The sequence below is a fragment of the Enterococcus canis NBRC 100695 genome (assembly GCF_001544375.1).
In the GTDB taxonomy this organism is placed as follows: domain Bacteria; phylum Bacillota; class Bacilli; order Lactobacillales; family Enterococcaceae; genus Enterococcus_H; species Enterococcus_H canis.
Genome location: NZ_BCQJ01000007.1, coordinates 1 through 18938, shown reverse-complemented (window position 1 = coordinate 18938; position 18938 = coordinate 1). Strand labels below are relative to the sequence as shown.

Here is an 18938-nt window from a genome sequence, read left to right as displayed (position 1 = left end):
CTTTCTAGAGATTTTGCCCAATTTAAGCTATCGTATTTTAAGAAAAAAATATGATTTTATGAAAAAATAACGCTCCGATTTCAATAACAAATAAAAAAAGTTCCGCCTAAGAAGACGGAACTACCACAATCATTTATACAGCTTGTTTCTTCCATAAAGACCACAGCCAACCTACCACTAAACCTAAGAGTGCTGGTGTGACCCAGCCCATGCCAATACCGAAGAACGGCAGCCAAGCGGCAGCTTTTGCCAAAATCGCTTGAGCCCAGGCGGTCTCTTTAATGAAGGCGGGGGCTGCGTTTAACGCATCCAATAACGCCGCAAAGAGGGTGAAGAAGGTGGTCATACGGTAAACGCTAGCGCGGTGGCGGAACAAGGGACTTAATAAGACTAAAATCATTAAAGTCATAGCCAGCGGGTATAAGAACATCAGGACCGGCAAAGAAAACTGGATGATGTTCGTCAAGCCCACATTGGCGAATAGACAGGGTAGAATACTCGCAATCGCAATATACATCGCGTAAGAGCCTTGCGGAAAGACTTCCACAAAGGTTTCGGCAAATGCGGTAATCAAGCCAATCGCTGTCTTGAAGCAAGCAACGATTACAATCAGTGCTAAAAGAATACTACCAAAATTACCAAGATAATGGTTGGCAATTTGAGCTAAGGCAATACCGCCATTTTCTGAAAGCGGAAAGCCACCTAAACTCATGGTCCCCATGTAAGCTAACAGGGTGTAGATGATGCCCATCAAAATCACACTCACAGCGCCAGACTTAATGGTATCTCGGGCAATTTCACTAGGCTTTTCCACCCCCATATTGCGAATGGTAGTGACAATAATGATACCAAATGCCAGTGAAGCCAACGCATCCAAGGTATTGTAGCCTTCTGTGAAGCCCTTGAAGAAAGCATCCTGCTGATAAACCGCTTGAATCGGCGCATCACCAACCGCCCCTAGTGGTTTCCAGAAAGCCAAGACCATCAGGATCGCCAACAAAAAGAGAAAGAGGGGATTTAAAAATTTTCCGACATAGCCCAGCAGTTGCGATGGCTTACGAGAAAAGGCCCAGGCTGCCGCGAAAAATAGTACTGAAAATAGTGCTAAAACCAAGGTTTGCTGCGAATCATCAATAAAAGGTGCTAGGCCAATCTCAAAAGAGGTGGTGGCCAACCGAGGTAAAGCGAAAAAAGGCCCAATCGTTAAATATAATAAGAGCGTAAACAGTTTGCCATAAGGCTTGTTGATTCGTTGCGCCAATTCATAAACCCCATTACTTCGGGAAATACCAATGGCAATTACTCCTAGAAAAGGTAGCCCAATACCAGTCACTAAAAAGCCTAAATTAGCCGCAAAGACATTTGCACCAGCTTCTTGCCCTAAATGGACTGGAAAGATTAGGTTGCCTGCCCCGAAAAAGAGGCCGAATAACATAGAACCAACATATAGATAGTCTTTTAGTTGCAATTTTTTTGTCATAACACACCAGCTTCCTTCTGAAAGTTATCTTTAAAATAGCAGAAGGTGGAAAGAATAACAATTCATTTTCAAAAAAATAGCTGAATTTTCTGAAAAAGCTTACCAGGTTCGTTCATTTTATCCACTTTTTAAAAATCGTGGTAAACTAGAGAAGAGGTGAGAACATGACCAAAAACCGTTTAGAAGCCTTTACAGATGGTGTCGTTGCCATTGTAATTACGCTGTTAGTTTTAGATATCGAATTTCCGGATATTCCCAGTCTTAGTGCTGTTTGGGATATTCGTCATACCTTACTAGCCTATATAGTCAGTTTCATTTTTGTCGCCGTGATCTGGGTCAATCACCACCGGGTCTTTCAAATGGCAGAGAAAATCAATTACCGCGTTGTTTGGGCCAATATTTTCTGGCTGTTCTGGCTGACCTTGTGTCCGGCCACTACGAGTTGGGTAGGCCAGTTTCCTACTGAAGTTTGGCCAGAATTTTTCTATGTTGTTGTCTATACCATGTGGAGCTTTTCCTTTGGGGTACTTTGTAAGCAAGTGGTCAAAGCCAATGGTCCAGATGCTTATGTTAGCCGCGTGCTGAGGCGCGACCGCCGCAGTCAAATCTCAATGGTAGTCAATTTGGTTTTGATTATGGGCCTCTTTTTCTATCCGCCAATTGCCTTAATCGGTCGTTTTGTTATCTCAGGACTGTGGGTCTTTTCTTACCGCGATGCCAACAAGTGGTACCACCGCATCTTTGGCGGTGAGTACGTGCCCATTGAACACGATCATGGGCATGGCGACCCTTCCGATACGCAAAATGAAAAACTGTAACGTTGTCTAACGCCACGAATTTTGGCGAGAGATACGTTACAGTTTTTCTGTTATTGGGCGGTTGCTAATTGTTCTTTGGCCAGTGCCAGTTGCCAGCGGACCTGATCAAAGCCGGTGCCACCTAATGAATGCCGCCGCGCCACGGCTGTTTTCGAAGCCAGCGCTGGATAGATGTCTTCATCAATCAAGGGACTGATGGCTTGGTACTCAGCTAAGGGCACGTCCTGTAGGTAAATACCACGTTTGGTACAGGCAAGCACTAATTTTCCTACGACCTCATGCGCTTCTCTAAATGGCATGCCTTTTGCTGCCAAATAGTCCGCCAATTCGGTGGCGTTGGAAAAGTCCTGTTCAGTTGCTTGCGCCATCTGTTCCTGGTGGACGGTCATGGTGCTTAACATCCCGGCCATAACCTCAAGGCTCGTAATCACTGTTTTAGCGGTATCAAACATACCCTCTTTATCTTCCTGCAAGTCCTTGTTGTAAGCTAGCGGTAGTCCCTTTAATACCGTTAATAGCCCCAAGAGATTGCCATAGACTCGACCACTTTTGCCGCGGATCAGCTCCGCCATATCAGGATTTTTCTTTTGCGGCATAATGGAACTACCTGTAGCATAAGCATCACTTAGCTCAATAAACTGAAACTCATGACTACACCATAAAATCAATTCCTCACAAAAACGCGAAAGGTGCATCATCAGCAACGAACTATTACTTAAAAATTCCACGATAAAGTCCCGGTCACTGACGGCATCCAAGCTGTTGGGATAAACGGCGGCAAAGCCTAACAACTCAGCACTGCGCTGACGATCAATCGGAAAAGTCGTGCCCGCTAAGGCAGCGGCGCCTAAAGGGGAAATATCCACCCGCGTAAGACTTTCGCTAAAGCGCTGACTATCTCGCGTCAACATGCCATAATAAGCCAGCAAATGATGGGCAAAAGAAACAGGCTGGGCATGCTGCAGGTGAGTATAACCAGGCATAATCGTTTCTACATGCTCATCCGCCAGATTAACCAGCACCTGTCGTAAGGCCTGTAGCTTGGCTAAGACCGTTTGAAGCGTCTGTTTCAAATATAAATGCATGTCGGTGGCCACCTGGTCATTCCGACTACGGGCGGTATGCAGCTTTCCCGCTACCGACCCGATTTCTGCAAATAATAGACTTTCGATATTTAAATGGATATCTTCATTCTCCAGAGAAAATGCTAAGGTGCCTGCTGCTAGTTTTGCTGCCACCACCTGTAAGCCCGCTGCGATTTCCGCTGCTTCTGCGGTCGTTAAGATGCCTGTTTCGCCTAGCATTTGGACATGAGCCAAACTGCCGGCGATGTCTTCTTGGACCAACTGCTGATCAAAGGAGATCGAAGCCCCGAAAGAATCGACCCAAGCCTCACTAGTTTCCTCAAAACGACCACCCCATAATTTTGCCATAGGTTTACTCCTTACTGTAAGTGGGCAGGCTGCTTCAGCGCTGCTGCCACTTCCGCATTGACTTTCGTTGGTAGTCCCCACAACTTGATAAAACCAACTGCGGCTTGTTGATCAAACGTGTCCGCCGACGTATAGGTCGCTAGTTCCTCATTGTAAAGACTATTGGCAGACTTCCGCCCTTGCACAACCGCTTGCCCTTTAAAGAGCTTCACCCGCACTACGCCATTGACTACTGCTTGCGTCGTTTTCAAAAAGGCAATCAACGCATCGGTAATCGGGTTGAACCATAAGCCATCGTAAATCACTTGGGCCAACTGCTGTTCAATCAAAGGCTTAAAATGGGCCACTTCCCGGACAAAGGTTAAGTCTTCTAATTCTTTGTGGGCAGTCATTAAGGTAATCGCTCCCGGACACTCATAAATTTCGCGGGACTTGATGCCCACTAGGCGATTTTCCACATGATCGATCCGCCCAATGCCATGCTTTCCGGCCAGCGTATTTAAGGTTAGAATCAACTCTGCTAAAGGTAGAACTTCGCCATCCAGCGCCACGGGCACACCTTGTTCAAAGGTTAGTTCAATAATATCAGGGGTATTAGGTGTTTTTTCGATAGGTGTCGTTAAATCATAGGCTCCTTCTGGCGGTGTTGCCCAGGGATCCTCCAATATGCCACATTCATTGGCCCGACCCCATAAATTTTGATCCACCGAATAAGGATTATCCAAATCAGCCGGGATCGGAATCGCATGTTCCAGTGCGTATTGAATCTCTTCTTCCCGGGACCACTGCCATTCCCGCACCGGTGCTAAAATTTCCAAATGCGGGTCTAAGGCATTGATGGCTACTTCAAAACGCACTTGGTCGTTTCCTTTACCAGTACAACCATGGGCAATCGCATCGGCGCCAACTGTATGAGCCAACTCCACCAGCTTTTTCGCAATCAAGGGCCGCGAAAGGGCGGAAACCAATGGATATTTCTGTTCGTAAAAAGTATGACCTTGTAAGGCAATCAAGGCAAAATCTTGGGCAAATTCTTCCTTGGCATCAATCGTATAGGAAGCACTTGCCCCCACAGTTAGCGCCTTTTCTTTTACGAAAGCCAGATCTTTGCCCTCGCCGACATCTAGGCAACAAGCAATGACTTCATATCCTGCAGACACGAGCCATTTGATAGCCACCGATGTATCTAAACCGCCTGAATAGGCCAATACGACTTTTTTCATATAAATTCCTCCTGAATCGAATGATTGAGTCCATACTAGCATCCTTATATTCAAAAATCAACTATTTTATAAATAAATATACATAAAATAGCTAAAATAAATATTTTTATACAGTTTTGCCTGTGACTGTTTTTAATGCTGATTCCCGTTATAATAGAAAAGAGGTGATTTCCATGACACAAACTGAATGGCTGGTTCACCGCCACCAGCAAACTTTTTACGGCGAATGGCGTCTAGTGAGCGCTTTGCATGAATATACTGATATCCAAGAAATCAAAAGTGAATTGGCACTTTCAGCCGATTATTGGCTTTGGCGCGGAGCATTTACAGCTAACGTTAAGGAACATTACAGTCTGTTTGTTGGCACAGAAACCCCCAGTGACATCGCCAAAGTTTTGCCCGCAGGTGATTACCACCAACGCCTTTTTCAAGCGGCAACAGAAGAAGCCCTGCAGCAGCAAGTCATCACTACCCTCCAGCAATTAGATGCGCCGCCCACAGAAATCTGTGAGCACCGCTGGTTAGACCAGCAATGGCAAAGTGATTTATACCTGCCAAAAGCCTAAAACCACCTAGAAAAACTTTCAGAAAATGAATAAAAACATTGACTTTACAGTTTTCAGGCGGTATTATGTTAGATGGTATTGTTTGCCCCACAAGAGCCCCGGAAACTCAAGTGTCAGTCAAACATCGAAACGAAAATTGGAGGAAATGAACGTGCGTACAACATATATGGCCAAATCAGGCGAAGTAGAACGTAAATGGTATGTAGTAGACGCTACTGATGTCCCACTAGGACGTCTTTCAACAGTAGTAGCTTCTGTCCTACGTGGAAAAAATAAACCAACATTCACACCACATGTGGATACTGGTGATTTTGTGATCGTAATCAACGCTGATAAAGTGAAATTAACAGGTAACAAAGCATCTGATAAAATTTACTACCGTCACTCAAACTTCCCTGGTGGATTGAAACAAGTTTCAGCAGGTGAATTGCGTGCTAAAAATTCTCGTCGCTTGATCGAAACTTCTGTAAAAGGCATGCTTCCTAAAACAACTTTAGGCCGCAAACAATTTACTAAGTTGAACGTCTACGGTGGAGCAGAACATCCACACGCAGCACAACAACCAGAAGTTTTAGACATCACAAACTTAATCTAATAGGAGGGAATTTCATTGGCACAAGTACAATATATCGGCACTGGCCGTCGTAAAAATGCAGTAGCTCGTGTACGCTTAGTACCAGGTACTGGTAAAATTACTGTAAACAAAAAAGACGTTGAAGAATACATCCCACACGCTGACTTGCGTGAAGTAATCAACCAACCTTTCGGCGTAACTGAAACAAAAGGCGCTTACGATGTTTTCGTAAACGTAAACGGCGGAGGCTACGCTGGACAATCAGGCGCGATCCGTCATGGTATCGCTCGTGCATTGTTAGAAGTAGATCCTGATTTCCGTCTAGCATTAAAACGCGCTGGCCTACTTACACGTGACGCTCGTATGGTGGAACGTAAAAAACCAGGTCTTAAAAAAGCTCGTAAAGCATCTCAATTTTCAAAACGTTAAAAACAGCTTCATATCAGTACTTTCAGGCGTTTCGCAATTCATTTTGCGAAGCGTCTTTTTTTGAGTTGACACCATTGTTGACACCATTCCGGTCTGACTCTTTTTGAGACAATTTACGATAGGCAATTTCACCAATGGGCATTTGAATGACGTTTGGTGTATTTACATAAGTTCTTGTGATATTGGTATCGCTGTGAGTCAAGGCTTCAGAAATTTGTTCCAGAGCGACACCAGCTTGTTTGGCTAAAGTTGCCCCAGTATGTCGTAACTTATGTGGGGTCGCATGGGTAAGGTGTTTATGTCGTCGCTCAATGGATTTCATACGGTAATTTAAATAATCTGTATGAAGCCGTTGATTGATATTCCCTTTATCATCAAAGAAGGTAAAGAGAAGCTGTTCTTCAGTTTGTTCGATTTCAAACTGAGCTAGTTCTGCTTTTTGCTGGACTTTCCACTGTTGAAGTAATTGCTTTAGTTCATTTGGAATATGAAAAATTGTCGTTTTATTCCCTTTTGTGCTTTTTTCATTGCCAAATTTATCCAAGGCTTTACCAATCGTAATCTGGGAAGTAGTGAAATTCACGTTCTTCCATTTGATAGCGTAAGTTTCTGATTTTCGATCAGATAAAAAGAAGGTAGTCAGAAATAATACATAGTCCTGTAAAGTCAATTGCCCACTTTCATAATCACTTTGGACGGCAGTTAGCCATTCTTGAAGTTGTTCAAAGGAAAGGTACAAGTCTTCTTCTTTTTTAGCTTCTTGCAGTTGGTTTTTCTTAGTAGCGTTGATCCGTTTGAGCGATTTTTCTAGTTTATTCCGTTCGATGTATTCAAGCTCTTCTGCCCAATCAAAAATAGAATTAACGTAGCTACGTAGTATTTTGAAGTTTGCGTATTCGGCAGCCTTTTGAGTCATAATTTTTAGAACAAAGGCTTTGTTTTGATTCAGATAGTTCAATGTGTATTTTCCAAACATTGGTAAGATATGAAGTCGAAAAATATCTTTTGTATTCGCGATTGTGACAGGAGTAGGAGACTTTGTGTTTCGAGAAGTTAAGCCAGCTGTATAAGCATCAATCCAGATATCTTCATAGAAATCTTTGAACAGTGCTTCGCCACCTAGTTCAAAAGCATTCTTTTCTTTGTTTTCCCGTAGCTCTTTAATTTTGGCATAAAAATCAATTTCTGCTTCTTTTGCCTCCTTTCTAGTTTTGAAAGTTTTGGAATAAAGTTTGTTTACACCTATCATCTCTTGGATATCTTGTGGATAGTAAAGCCGTAAACGGTAAGTCTCATTTTCTGTTTTGCTAATTGCCATAGTATTTCCCTCCGAATTTGCGAGCCGAAATCAAATACTATATATGGAGTATAACGATGTCGGAATTATTTTGCTAGGCTTGCTAGCCATTGATCAATGGCGATACGGTCAAATCTATTTGAACCGTGGATTTGAATGAAGGGCAAGCCATCTTTAATCCAGCCATCTAACGTATTATTGGAAACTTGTAAATAGTTACAAGTCTGCTTCTTATTCATATAGCGGTGTTGCAGGTTTTCCTGTGTCTTAATTTTTTCGATTTCAGTTGTGATTAAATCAGATAGTTGAGTAGAAATGATGCCCATCTGATCATCGCTGAGTAAAATTTTCATTTCGGTCATATTCTCACTTCCTTTGAATTTTGCGTAGGGAATAATGAATTATTTTTTTATCTTGGTATAGCGAACAGAGCTTTCTTGAAAATCCATCACTTGTTCAGGATTCCCACCTTCATTTATCGCACTATAAAATATCGGACGTCTTACAAGATACTCATTGGTATAAAGTACGTCTTGATTGGTGGTATCAAAAGGTTGATCCACGAGTTGCTTTGTGACGCTGGGTACTTTGAGATTGCGCGACTTGAAGAACGCTTTTTTCTTATGCTCTTTCAAATCCAAGTCTTTATCGAAATATTTACTGATATAGCGCCCGCGATTTTCGATACTATCCACATCAATCTTGTTGATTTTGACAAATCCATGTCCCCAGATGGTAGTAAGGCGATTGATAGAGATAAAAGGAAAGTCAAACAGGATGATGTGGTAATGGATGGCGCCTCGTTCTTGTTTTTCCCACGTGGCAAGGTATTTTAGCTTAGATTTTTTTGTGTGATAGAGTTCGTAGTTTAGTCGTTTGATAAATTTATTAAATTCATTATTCGCATAGGCAATGTCTTGAATGTTTTCTCTGAAAGTGAGGGTTAAAAATTTTGTCTGATTGTCAAAGTTCATATCCACGAGTCGAGCAATTTCAAATCGCATATTTTGATAGTGTTTTTGTTTTCGTTTTAAGCTGTCGTATTGTCCTTGAGCAGATAATTCATCATAGTTTTTTCTCTTGTCAGTGATGGTGTTTTCTTCTTCATAAAGCCAAGCTAATTCTTTCTTTCGTTTTGGATTGGTTTTATTTTCGTCTGCTTTTTGTTTCGGAGTAATGATTGCTTCATAATCATAAATTTCAAGGTACGTGGGAGTTTCAATGATTTTCTGATTATAAGCCTTCAAAAATCATCACTCCTTGTTGTTTATTCAATTGTCAATGAGCCGTTTATTTTCTCTAGATGTTGTTCTATAAATCAAGTTAAGGGGAAGTCCTGCAAAGCAGTCCTTCCAGCCTATGTGTTTATTGGGCGGTCTTAACGGACAGAAGCGGCTCTATGGCGCTGCCTCGCCGTTTCGTCCTAACCACCCAACAAACCCATAGGAAAATTAGTTTTGCGTAGTGGGGCCTTGTTTTTTCGGAATCAAAGTTGCCGCATCTGCCGTGGCTGATAAACCATAGCTGACAAATTGACCGTTAGAGCGACCCCAAGGTGCAATCACTAAATTGGCAAATGTAACCATGGCTAAACCTTGTTGGGTAAGTTCTTCTGGAGTAATCACAGGAGTTTCAGATTTGACTTTGACACTGATTTTTTCGTATCGGAGTTTTGGTAGGATACATTCATAACTCCAACCTAAAAGTTCTCCGTCTTTTTGCCAGCGAGTAACATTGACGACTTGGTATTCTTTTTCGAGTTTTTCTTTTGGTAAGGTAAGATCGTTGATTTTAATTGGCATAATAGCCCTCCTTAGTTATATGTTGAAGGTTTTCATAGAATGTTGGTAGCTACCTTTCTTTTCTTCCTTCGTTAATAAAAACAATCTAAATTTGCTTTTTGATACTGATTTATTCATTTTTCATCAAAAACTTAGATAGCTATCTAGCTGATCTTCAACATTGATACAATTTGATAGGGCAATCTTTTGAAAAATATAAAAGAGACGTTTGAACGATTTCAGCTTTGTTATGCTGGTTCGTTCAAACGTCTTTTGTTTGAGTATTTGATAATTCTTGAAAAATTAGGGTTTTCGAAAAGCTCCATGAGTATTTTAGTATCAGGATATAGAATGATTCTCAATTTTTTTGTTAGTAGATAATTTCTGATAGTTAAGCAAAGCTAACAATTTCTTTTTCCAATTCGAGCACTAGATTGTCATGCCCAACTAAATTTAACAATAGCATGCCATTTTCAACTTGCTGCTTATCATTCGAACATATACCTAAACGAACTGTCGAAATTCCAATGAAATCTACTCTATTTAATTTTTTTGATAAGTTCAAGGCTTCTGTAAGAATTTCCTGACTTTCCAAGAAGTAATGATTCTGCATATAAATATAAGCAAGATTGATAAGTAAAGTAGTGTGCAATACATCAATATTTGTATAAAACTCATATTTTTGTAAAGCTTGTCTCAATTTGGGTACTAGCTCCAGGATCGTGGGGAATTCTAAATGATATAAGATTGCGTTTATCAATCGAATATCATCATAGGTCCAGATGTCTATTTTAGATAATCGATTCCAAACCAATGATACCAATTCCTTTGTTGTAGCGTCGATTTGATTAGGACAATCAGTTTCTAGTTTTGAGAGTGCAGACAGTACAAAATGAATTTCTCTAATTTTATTATCTTCTACTGTCTTTAGAAATTTTTCGCAACGAACTTGTAAATTCCTGACTTTCTTGATTTCAGCAGTAGAAACAATAGTGTAATACTCATTGATAATGTCGTTTCTGCTGCTATGTTGAAATTCATTACAAATATATTGAAATTCATCCCAAGAAACATTTACCTGATCAAGAAGATACTGCATTGATTCAAAACTTGTATTTTGATTGTCATTTTCAATACGTGACAATGTTGTCCTATTTATTTGATTGTGACAGACGTCCTTTTGAGACAGGCCTTTACCGGTTCGAATTGTTTTATATACTTTACCAAAATCCCATCTCATAATATTTCCTCCCTGATAATGTGTGCATCCATGCAACCAAATAATAAACTGGATAAATGCCATTGTAAAATAAATTTGTAAAAATAATTAGAGAGGAGAAAGGTAATGGGTTTATTAGAAGGTATCCAGCAATTAGTTCTTTGGCTTGTAGGTGCAAGTCTGGATAATTGATGTGGCATTTTATTAAAGGAGGAAAATTAAATGAAATTAAGTGGAAAGATGTTAATGGGATTAGTGATGTTGTCGGGAACTGTAATGGCTCCTCTATCGTCTCAAGCGGCTGAGAATGAAACACAAGAATGTGGAAAAACAATAGTTACTAGTAAAAATGTAGAAGTACCTCCAACTGAAATTCAAGATTTAATTACTAACTTTACTGAACAGAAAGAACAAAATATTGATCAAAAAATGCGAGCAGGTCGAACAGTAACTTTTAAACGTGGGTCCGCACTGATGTGGTCGAAAGATATAATTAGTTTTAATTACAGTGGAGGAAAAGTTACTAGTAGTAGTGGTCGACAAGAAGTGGGATGGATTTTTCCAAATATTGTTAGGAAAAATGGAATTACCCGTTATAGTACCTCTAGTTCGACACACAAATGGCGTGGAGAAAAAACTATTGGTGCTGGCGTAGTATCACCATGGGGAGACGTTACAATTTATAACTACGATTTTACTGACTATTATGGTGTCCATGGTAATGGCTCAAGTAGTTGGTATTGATACAGGGAGTAATGAACCTATGTTGAAATTGAGTGGTTTTTCGAAGAGCTTTGGAAACAAGGCTCTTTTTCAAAATGTTTACATGGATTTTTATCAAAATAGAATTTACTATATTTACGGAGAAAATGGAATTGGTAAAACTACATTGTTTCGATGTATTTTAGGGCAAGAAAAATTTGAAGGGGAAATTTATAAAGCAGACTCTAATCAATTCTGTATTTTTGACGATACGCCTTTTTTTTCAAATCTGACGGGGTTAGATAATATAATTTTCTTTACTAAAAATATGAAGATAAAACATCAGATTGAAAATTTAGATGTTCAATATCTAAATAATGAATTGCTATGTAAGTCAAAAGTAGCCACCTATTCCCTAGGAGAGCGGAAAATGTTAGCATTACTACTTGCAAGATTGTTAAACTCTAAGATTCTCTTGCTTGATGAAGTGCTAAATGGACTAGATCAAAGCAATCGTGTTGTCCTTTTTAAAACGATAGAATTCCTAAAAAAGCAGGGATCACTCATTATTATGAGTGGACATGAAAAATTGTATCTAGATATTTGTAATGAAAAGCTATGGGTGAAAAATAAGACTATAGAAGTGGTACCTGATAAAAAAGTTCGGAGTTTATTTGCTAACGTAAAAGAGGGTGATTTGTTTGTTGAGTGAATTACACTACCAATGGAAAGCTAGAGTTTATCTGATTTTTTTAGGAATTTCGATATTTTTAGTTGTAATGATGTATCTATCACAGAGAAACTTTTTAACTAGCAACTTGAGTAGTTTTTATCAAGCGATAGAAGATGCAAATGCAAACGGAGAAGATATTAAAGGTTTGCTAGAAGGTAGTTTTAAAATAGATCAACTGCAAAATATGGAAGTAATTAATAATCCACTAAAATACTATTTCATGTCCTATCAAGCTAGTTTAGTAGCAATGTTTCCGAAAAATGGAGTCAATCAACTATTATCATCGTCATTTTTTATCATTTTTCCGTGTATGAGTGGAGTTTATGGGGCTATTATCGCAAATGCTGAAGTAAAGTATGGAACACAAAAAGTTCATCGAACAATTATGTCGCAATGGCAAATCAATCGCTCTAAATTAATAGCCAGTGCAGTGTCTATTTTCAGTATATTATTTATTTCGATAATGGCTTTTATTATGATACAATTGTTGACTTCTTTAACCTTTCCGATGAAAGTTGATACTATTGTGAACCTGGATAATCTCAGAAAAATTTCCTATTTAAGTAATGCTTTATATCAGATTCTGTTTATTTTTGGAATTAGCTTACTTTATTTTATTGTTACTTTTTATTTAACTTTAGTGACAAAAAATATTTTGATAAGCATATTTGTGTTAAGCGCGTATAATTTATTTTTACCAATTTTAGGAAGATTCGATTTTAAGAATATCGTACTCAACATTTATCTAAAAGTTTTTAATACAAATGCATCTACTTTTAATATAGCTACTGGTAGTGTTATATCTCTTACATCGTGGATAGTAATTATTCCTTTTGTTTTGTTAGTGTTCTATATCCTTATTATGGAAGTAGTACTGCTTCGCAAAGAAAAATAAAAAATATGGAAAGATGGAATGGCATGTTGTTTTTTAAAAGAAATTTGCACATATTAATGCTAGTAATAACACTTGTTTGCTTCTTCATAGCCTATCAACTTATGTTTTCTGGAATAGCGATGATTCTCTTTGTTGGTATTCCAGCCGTACTAACAGGATGGTTATTTGCAAATAAAAATTGTGCATCTGACTAAAGAAATTTGACTAAAAAATCGGTATTGCACATGTTTCAATCATTTTTTATTCAATCTAAAAGAAAGCTGATGGAGGAGAGATGTTAGAGACAGCTTCTAATTTAATAATTATTCCAATTTTAGTATGTATGTTTGTAGCTATTGATAGAGATAAGTGGATATCATGGAATAAAAATAAACGAATTTTTTTCTTTATAAGTTGGTTAGTTATGGCCGCAATTTTAATAGGTAATAATCTTTATATCTTTGTTTTAGGATCAATTATTTTATTTTTCACTGAGTTCTACTTGTAATTAATTGTTTTGATTTTAAAAATATGTAGGGACTCTTTTTGTCTAGCTTAAATAAAAAACAGATGTTGTATTGCTTGGGCAAGAATATTGTTTGACGGCGTTGGTTATTATGAATGCCACATAATTTGTTAAACAGTAATTATGAAAAATTGGGTAAAGTTTTTTTGATTAACTCAAGGAGTGATGTTGTAGGTGACTATTTATTTAAATAGTGAACTTTAGGTATTCCAACTTGGGCAATTAGCGCGCTTCTAATCGGTATTGGATGAACTCACTTAAGAAAATGCCTTATCCAAAAAATGAGATACTAGCAAAAATAGTTGTAGGATTTTATTTTATGATGCAAAAGAATGCAGGTGCTGCAAAATATTCAACTAAATAACTAAAAGATGGTGACTTATTGATGCGTTTCTTAAGACTATTTCTAAAGGAACATCCTTTCTTTAGTTTTCTAATACTCTTGGGAATATCAAATATTATTGGGATAATAATTGCTAAGCTTCGAGATGAAAAAATAAGTAAAGCAGGTATTTATACTATAATTTTTACGAGTATCTTGGGATTTATCTTAGTATACAAATCAACTAAAAGTAATAAATAGGTGACTTGAAATATCTAGAATTCTCTTTATTGAATTTCTAGATATTTCTTTAATCCAAAAGTTACTTTGTTAGAAAATCGAGTTGAAATGCTAGATAACGAAATGAAAATTTTAGTAGAACCCTAGAGGTTTAAAGGAAATGAAGAAAAAATTTCTGAGGTAATGATTCAGTATACTGAATATAAAGATGATATTGAAGAATGAAAATTAAATATATTTGCTTAATTCGTTATTTAATTATTGAGAATAGAGAGTGATATGGGATATATGAGTAAAGAATTTAAAAATAAAGTTAAAAAAATTCTATCTGTCATGATTGTAAGTGGCATTATATTAGCAGGCTTCTCAATTTATTTAATTATAAAACGGAAGTATTTAATTGGAATATTGAGTGGGTTGTTTTCGATATGCTTTATTATTGGATGGATTTGTGTGTTAGGCGATTTAAGCCAGGATAACAAGTAGAAATAAGTAGTGAAGTATTTTTTCTAAAACATTAGCGTACTGCGGGCGTCTTTTTCAGATAGTAGCTAAATGTGAATACTAGAGATCACTTTTATTTCTGTTATCAGATTCTATATGTGATGGTGTATATTTTCAAACTTATAAAAACAGCATCTGAAGATAAACTGATAAATTGTTTAGAGAATTATCAGCTATTGACTTTTGATGGGGTCTCAAATAAAATTTTAATAGTGTGTGGCTAGATTTTGTACTTGTGTTTCGCAAGTTTTGACAAAATTGCTAGGGAGAATAGCCTTAGTAATCCGCAATTTATGATCCTTTTTCTACGCAGTGGGCCTAATGAGTAGCCACGCACGATTCTTTTTGTAGGAGGATACTATGGCTAGTTTCACTGATATTAAGACTCAAGATGATTTATTCAAATTATTGAATATTCCTAAAAAAAATATGACATATTTACTTTATAACAAGGAAGAAAAGGGTCCAGAGAATGCTTATCATACATTTAGCATACTCAAAAAAAATGGTGATAAGAGAGAAATAGATGCTCCTAATGATGAGTTGAAATTTGTGCAAAAACGTCTAGCTATTTTGTTATGGGCTAATCAAAAAAAATCATGGAGATTAAATAATACTAAACCTAATATTTCACATGGTTTTGAAGAAAGTAAAAGTATCATTACTAATGCTAAAATACATAGAAATAAAAAAATAGTGCTAAATTTAGATTTGGAAGATTTTTTTCCAAGTATTCATTTTGGCCGAGTGAAAGGCTTTTTTGAAAAGAATAAAAATTTTAAAGTTCCAAAGGAAGTTGCTCTAGTTATTGCTCGTTTAGTTTGTTATAAAGGAAGATTGCCCCAAGGAGCACCTACGTCACCAATAATTTCTAATTTAATATGTAGAATATTGGATTTTAGGCTTTTGAAGTTAGCTAAAAAATATAGATTAGACTATACAAGGTATGCGGATGATTTAACTTTTTCAACGAATAGTTCTTCGTTTGTTGATGAAGAACAGTTTTTTTTAGATAAACTTGAGAAAGAAATAATTCGTGCTGGATTCAAAATAAATGCTAAAAAAACTAGACTGCAGTTTAGTAATTCACGCCAAGAAGTTACTGGTCTAACTGTGAATAAAAAGCTGAATGTATCCAAAGAGTTTTATAAAAATACCCGAGCGATGGCCCATAAACTCTATACAACTGGAGAATTTCTGATAGATGGTGAGAGTGGCACTATAAATCAACTAGAAGGTAGATTTGCATTTATAAACCAATTAGATAAGTATAACAATGGTTTAGAGTATGAAATTTCGTTAAACAAAAATAATATAGAGTACCAAAAATTTCTTTTATCAACTATAAAAGTAGAAAATAATCATCAAATAATGTTACTAAATTTAAACTCAAGAGAAAAAGAATATCAAAAATTTTTGTACTACAAATATTTTTATGGTAATGAGATCCCCACCATAGTAACTGAAGGAAAAACAGATATAAGGTATTTAAAAGCAGCATTGAAAAAAATGTATAAGGATTATCCTATCCTAATTGAAAAGAATGGAAATGACTATAAATTTAAGGTGCATTTTTTGAAAAGAGTCAATAAAAAGGGAAATAAAGATATCTCTAGATTAAAGTATTTTTTTAATTTACCCATTGACGGTGCTGATGCTATGAAAAATTTGTATAATTTTTTTAGTGATAAGAACAATAAATTATACCCTAATTATCTTGAATATTTCAATTTTTTAAGTACAAGTAAACCTAGTAATCCAACGTTTTTCATTTTTGATAATGAACTTAATAATGATAAAAAACCATTGAGGGGATTTATTAATTACATTAACGAAAAGAAAAATATGCAATCATTAAAAGATAATGGATCATTAAGAGTTACAGAAAACTTATATGTATTAACAAATCAATTAATTGGCAAAGCCGAAGAAAACGAGATAGAGGATTTGTTTGATAAAAAAACGTTAGAACACAAAATTGGAGGAAAATCTTTTTCAAAGAAAAGCATATCTGAAAAGAATAATTTCTATGGAAAAGAGATTTTTTCGAAATATGTGCTAGATAATTTTGAAAATATAGATTTTGAAAATTTTCGCCCTATGTTAAATAATTTAAGTAGAATAATCTCCGATTATGGTAAATAAAAGTATATATAACATAGTAAATTTTGTATTCAACTGTAACCATCGTGGTTCAAATTGGTTTAACTATTGTCCACAGAAATCCTTTTTAATTGATTTTGATGTAATATGGATACTCCTAACTCCTTGATATAAAAGGAGTTTTATAGATTGAGAGTCTAAAAAATACGCTTGCTTCTTCTTTGAAAATTAATATATAGGAAAAATGTTAAGTAAAGAACGCTAGGGTATATAAATATTTTTACTGAGGTAAAAATAAAATTGGTTATTTTATTCGGCGTTTACAGTTATTCTAGTGTATTCATGATGGAAATTTTACCGAAAACACTGGTAAATATAGGAATCGAAGGGGAGTATATAATTATAGAACCTTTACAAAAAGTTTCGTTCATATTGCTTTCGCAAGAATCTGCTGAAGCAAAACAAATTATTCATCAATTAGTTAATTCAAGATTCAAACAGCAGGAGGAACTTAGCATTTCTATAATACCATTCTTATCCTCGGTCTGTGATGGCTGGTTATCATTCTTTCAATCACAAAATATAGACATGGAACTTTCTTTTATTGAAAATATTTCTTTCGATAAACTTGTAAAGTCAACACGAGTCAGTTATAAATTATATTCGGATAAAAAGCAAAATAAAATTAATAATAAGCTTCAAGATGATGGATTGAAAAGGCTATATTTATTAAAAACGGAATACAATTTTATACAAAGAAAATTTGTTGAGTTATTTGGGCAGAGAGATTTAGGCGTATTTACATTGGATGGTATTCCTTATGGAAATACAAGTCAACTTAGTATCTATTTAGAAAAAATAATAGATTTTAATTCTGCGACATCATTAACTAATTTACAAAAGAATTCAGCTCTTTTTTTGACTAAGTACTCTGAATGTATAGCATCATTGATTAATTGTGTGGTGACTCCGTCCTTTCAAAGTGGTATCGATAAAAAGAAGACCTTAATTTTAGAATTAAATAGACTTAGTCATCATGATTATTTTTTTTATGACGAACAAAGAAAAAATCTATTGGGTGGTTGTTTACCTACAAATACTCAATTATTTTTATTCAATATACTTTGTCAAAATAATTTTGTAAATAAGGTGCTACCTATTGTTTTTCAGACGTCCGGAGCATTGTATTTCAGATCAAAATTACAAACTTACCTTGTTAGTGTTAATTGCTTATCTTTAATACTAAAAAGGTATTCATACAATATTAATAAAAATCAAATTAGTAATATAAAAAATATAATTGAAGAAAAGGAGAGAATCTTCACTTTTGAAAACAAGTTGAGAAATAATATATTTCACTACGACATTCAGGATGTTCCAATATCTATATTTAATGATTCGCTTCATTATTTTGAAGAAATGCTAGAATATTGTACTATGATAGATTTTAATTCTTTGATATCAATAATAGATCAGTCGTTCTTAATGATTGATCAGATCATTAGAGATTTGATTAAATATGAACTTTGATGTAATGGAATAATTTATATTAAAAATAGTATTTAGGGTATAGTGAGATCAGGGGGATTGATTTGAGAGTGAACTTAAATATCGTAGATATATTGAATCTACCAATTAAAATATTATCAGCACTGTCCTTATCAAGTGGTTTAATGCTTCTCTTACCAATTGAATTTCTAAAAAAACTTCATCTAACATTTTTTGTTAATAAATACGGATTCATAATTGGATTAGTTTTCATTGTGTCGTCAGCTATTTTAACTGTTACTTTAATTATCCAAATATTTAACTTCTTATTGAAAAAAAAGAATATAAAACAATTTTATAAAACTGCTGAAAAACGACTAAGAAAGTTAAGTCCATATGAGATATGTATTGTATTAAGTTTATTTGAAAATGAAAATTATACGAATTTGTTACCTATCAATGATGGAGCTGTAAGAAAAATTGAAAGTGAAATGATTATAGGAAAAGCAACTAATCAATATATGGTATCCAACTTAAATACTGCTAAATTTCCGTATTTATTACAACCTTGGGTAGTTGATGAATTGAAAGAAAAGGAGGCTCTTTTAGCTTATTTTGAAAGTACT

The 18938-nt window shown here is 35.8% G+C and carries 19 protein-coding genes; 11 read left to right on the top strand and 8 right to left on the bottom strand.

Going from position 1 to position 18938, the window contains the following annotated elements:
* Positions 1-133: 133 nt before the first annotated feature.
* Positions 134-1480 (bottom strand): branched-chain amino acid transport system II carrier protein, encoded by a 1347-nt coding sequence (brnQ, locus tag ECA01S_RS10400; RefSeq protein ID WP_067395019.1) that lies wholly within the window; start codon positions 1478-1480, stop codon positions 134-136.
* A 164-nt stretch (positions 1481-1644) separates the two neighbouring features.
* Here brnQ and ECA01S_RS10395 point away from each other — a divergent pair, with 164 nt between their 5' ends.
* Positions 1645-2298: a TMEM175 family protein gene (locus ECA01S_RS10395; RefSeq protein WP_071858981.1), complete on the top strand. Its 654-nt coding sequence runs from the start codon at positions 1645-1647 to the stop codon at positions 2296-2298.
* A gap of 50 nt (positions 2299-2348) precedes the next feature.
* Here the strand turns inward: ECA01S_RS10395 and argH are convergent, their stop codons facing one another.
* Together argH and ECA01S_RS10385 are read right to left on the bottom strand one after the other, a co-directional pair.
* On the bottom strand, positions 2349-3731 hold the full coding sequence (gene argH, locus ECA01S_RS10390; protein ID WP_067395016.1) for an argininosuccinate lyase: 1383 nt from the start codon (positions 3729-3731) through the stop codon (positions 2349-2351).
* 11 nt (positions 3732-3742) lie between these two features.
* Complete coding sequence (locus ECA01S_RS10385) at positions 3743-4954, bottom strand: argininosuccinate synthase (RefSeq protein ID WP_067395013.1); 1212 nt, start codon at positions 4952-4954, stop codon at positions 3743-3745.
* A gap of 173 nt (positions 4955-5127) precedes the next feature.
* On the opposite strand from ECA01S_RS10385, the gene ECA01S_RS10380 reads away from it, so the two are divergent.
* The 3 genes from ECA01S_RS10380 (at position 5128) to rpsI (ending at position 6523) form a co-directional block, all read left to right on the top strand.
* On the top strand, positions 5128-5520 hold the full coding sequence (locus tag ECA01S_RS10380) for a hypothetical protein (RefSeq protein ID WP_067395010.1): 393 nt from the start codon (positions 5128-5130) through the stop codon (positions 5518-5520).
* 166 nt (positions 5521-5686) lie between these two features.
* The gene (gene rplM, locus ECA01S_RS10375; RefSeq protein ID WP_082703296.1) at positions 5687-6115 is read left to right on the top strand and encodes a 50S ribosomal protein L13; all 429 of its coding nucleotides are present in this window, start codon (positions 5687-5689) and stop codon (positions 6113-6115) included.
* A 15-nt stretch (positions 6116-6130) separates the two neighbouring features.
* Entirely contained in the window at positions 6131-6523 is a 393-nt protein-coding gene (gene rpsI / locus ECA01S_RS10370; RefSeq protein WP_067395005.1) for a 30S ribosomal protein S9, read from the top strand.
* Positions 6524-6545: 22 nt separating this feature from the next.
* Here the strand turns inward: rpsI and ECA01S_RS10365 are convergent, their stop codons facing one another.
* From ECA01S_RS10365 to ECA01S_RS10345, 5 genes are all read right to left on the bottom strand, one after another.
* Positions 6546-7841: a site-specific integrase gene (locus tag ECA01S_RS10365; RefSeq protein ID WP_067395002.1), complete on the bottom strand. Its 1296-nt coding sequence runs from the start codon at positions 7839-7841 to the stop codon at positions 6546-6548.
* Positions 7842-7906: 65 nt separating this feature from the next.
* Positions 7907-8182, bottom strand: coding sequence for a helix-turn-helix transcriptional regulator (locus tag ECA01S_RS10360; protein WP_060815436.1), 276 nt, complete (start codon positions 8180-8182; stop codon positions 7907-7909).
* A gap of 39 nt (positions 8183-8221) precedes the next feature.
* Positions 8222-9067 (bottom strand): rolling circle replication-associated protein, encoded by an 846-nt coding sequence (locus ECA01S_RS10355; RefSeq protein WP_067394999.1) that lies wholly within the window; start codon positions 9065-9067, stop codon positions 8222-8224.
* A 204-nt stretch (positions 9068-9271) separates the two neighbouring features.
* Positions 9272-9622 carry a hypothetical protein gene (locus tag ECA01S_RS10350; RefSeq protein WP_016173370.1) on the bottom strand — a complete coding sequence of 117 codons (351 nt, stop codon included), beginning with the start codon at positions 9620-9622 and terminating at the stop codon, positions 9272-9274.
* A gap of 370 nt (positions 9623-9992) precedes the next feature.
* A complete protein-coding gene (locus ECA01S_RS10345; RefSeq protein WP_067394997.1) occupies positions 9993-10841 on the bottom strand; it encodes a helix-turn-helix domain-containing protein in 849 nt (282 codons plus the stop codon).
* 201 nt (positions 10842-11042) lie between these two features.
* Here ECA01S_RS10345 and ECA01S_RS10340 point away from each other — a divergent pair, with 201 nt between their 5' ends.
* From ECA01S_RS10340 to ECA01S_RS10300, 7 genes are all read left to right on the top strand, one after another.
* Complete coding sequence (locus tag ECA01S_RS10340) at positions 11043-11564, top strand: hypothetical protein (RefSeq protein ID WP_016173372.1); 522 nt, start codon at positions 11043-11045, stop codon at positions 11562-11564.
* Positions 11527-12234, top strand: coding sequence for an ATP-binding cassette domain-containing protein (locus ECA01S_RS10335; protein ID WP_016173373.1), 708 nt, complete (start codon positions 11527-11529; stop codon positions 12232-12234). The genes ECA01S_RS10340 and ECA01S_RS10335 overlap by 38 nt, the downstream gene beginning before the upstream one ends.
* Complete coding sequence (locus ECA01S_RS10330) at positions 12224-13150, top strand: hypothetical protein (protein ID WP_067394994.1); 927 nt, start codon at positions 12224-12226, stop codon at positions 13148-13150. The genes ECA01S_RS10335 and ECA01S_RS10330 overlap by 11 nt, the downstream gene beginning before the upstream one ends.
* A 274-nt stretch (positions 13151-13424) precedes the next feature.
* Positions 13425-13637 carry a hypothetical protein gene (locus ECA01S_RS10325; RefSeq protein WP_016173375.1) on the top strand — a complete coding sequence of 71 codons (213 nt, stop codon included), beginning with the start codon at positions 13425-13427 and terminating at the stop codon, positions 13635-13637.
* A gap of 1444 nt (positions 13638-15081) precedes the next feature.
* Positions 15082-16866, top strand: coding sequence for a retron Ec67 family RNA-directed DNA polymerase/endonuclease (locus tag ECA01S_RS10310; protein WP_067394991.1), 1785 nt, complete (start codon positions 15082-15084; stop codon positions 16864-16866).
* A gap of 303 nt (positions 16867-17169) precedes the next feature.
* Entirely contained in the window at positions 17170-18354 is a 1185-nt protein-coding gene (locus ECA01S_RS10305; protein WP_244874966.1) for a hypothetical protein, read from the top strand.
* 68 nt (positions 18355-18422) lie between these two features.
* On the top strand, positions 18423-18938 hold a 516-nt coding region (locus ECA01S_RS10300), incomplete at its 3' end, for a super-infection exclusion protein B (protein WP_067395234.1).

What these genes read in the sequence shown, in the direction of transcription:
- brnQ (WP_067395019.1), bottom strand. Translation starts at nt 1,480, where the DNA reads ATGACAAAAAAATTGCAACTAAAAGACTATCTATATGTTGGTTCTATG.
- ECA01S_RS10395 (WP_071858981.1), top strand. Translation starts at nt 1,645, where the DNA reads ATGACCAAAAACCGTTTAGAAGCCTTTACAGATGGTGTCGTTGCCATT.
- argH (WP_067395016.1), bottom strand. Translation starts at nt 3,731, where the DNA reads ATGGCAAAATTATGGGGTGGTCGTTTTGAGGAAACTAGTGAGGCTTGG.
- ECA01S_RS10385 (WP_067395013.1), bottom strand. Translation starts at nt 4,954, where the DNA reads ATGAAAAAAGTCGTATTGGCCTATTCAGGCGGTTTAGATACATCGGTG.
- ECA01S_RS10380 (WP_067395010.1), top strand. Translation starts at nt 5,128, where the DNA reads ATGACACAAACTGAATGGCTGGTTCACCGCCACCAGCAAACTTTTTAC.
- rplM (WP_082703296.1), top strand. Translation starts at nt 5,687, where the DNA reads ATGGCCAAATCAGGCGAAGTAGAACGTAAATGGTATGTAGTAGACGCT.
- ECA01S_RS10365 (WP_067395002.1), bottom strand. Translation starts at nt 7,841, where the DNA reads ATGGCAATTAGCAAAACAGAAAATGAGACTTACCGTTTACGGCTTTAC.
- ECA01S_RS10360 (WP_060815436.1), bottom strand. Translation starts at nt 8,182, where the DNA reads ATGACCGAAATGAAAATTTTACTCAGCGATGATCAGATGGGCATCATT.
- ECA01S_RS10350 (WP_016173370.1), bottom strand. Translation starts at nt 9,622, where the DNA reads ATGCCAATTAAAATCAACGATCTTACCTTACCAAAAGAAAAACTCGAA.
- ECA01S_RS10345 (WP_067394997.1), bottom strand. Translation starts at nt 10,841, where the DNA reads ATGAGATGGGATTTTGGTAAAGTATATAAAACAATTCGAACCGGTAAA.
- ECA01S_RS10340 (WP_016173372.1), top strand. Translation starts at nt 11,043, where the DNA reads ATGAAATTAAGTGGAAAGATGTTAATGGGATTAGTGATGTTGTCGGGA.
- ECA01S_RS10335 (WP_016173373.1), top strand. Translation starts at nt 11,527, where the DNA reads ATGGTGTCCATGGTAATGGCTCAAGTAGTTGGTATTGATACAGGGAGT.
- ECA01S_RS10325 (WP_016173375.1), top strand. Translation starts at nt 13,425, where the DNA reads ATGTTAGAGACAGCTTCTAATTTAATAATTATTCCAATTTTAGTATGT.
- ECA01S_RS10310 (WP_067394991.1), top strand. Translation starts at nt 15,082, where the DNA reads ATGGCTAGTTTCACTGATATTAAGACTCAAGATGATTTATTCAAATTA.
- ECA01S_RS10305 (WP_244874966.1), top strand. Translation starts at nt 17,170, where the DNA reads ATGGAAATTTTACCGAAAACACTGGTAAATATAGGAATCGAAGGGGAG.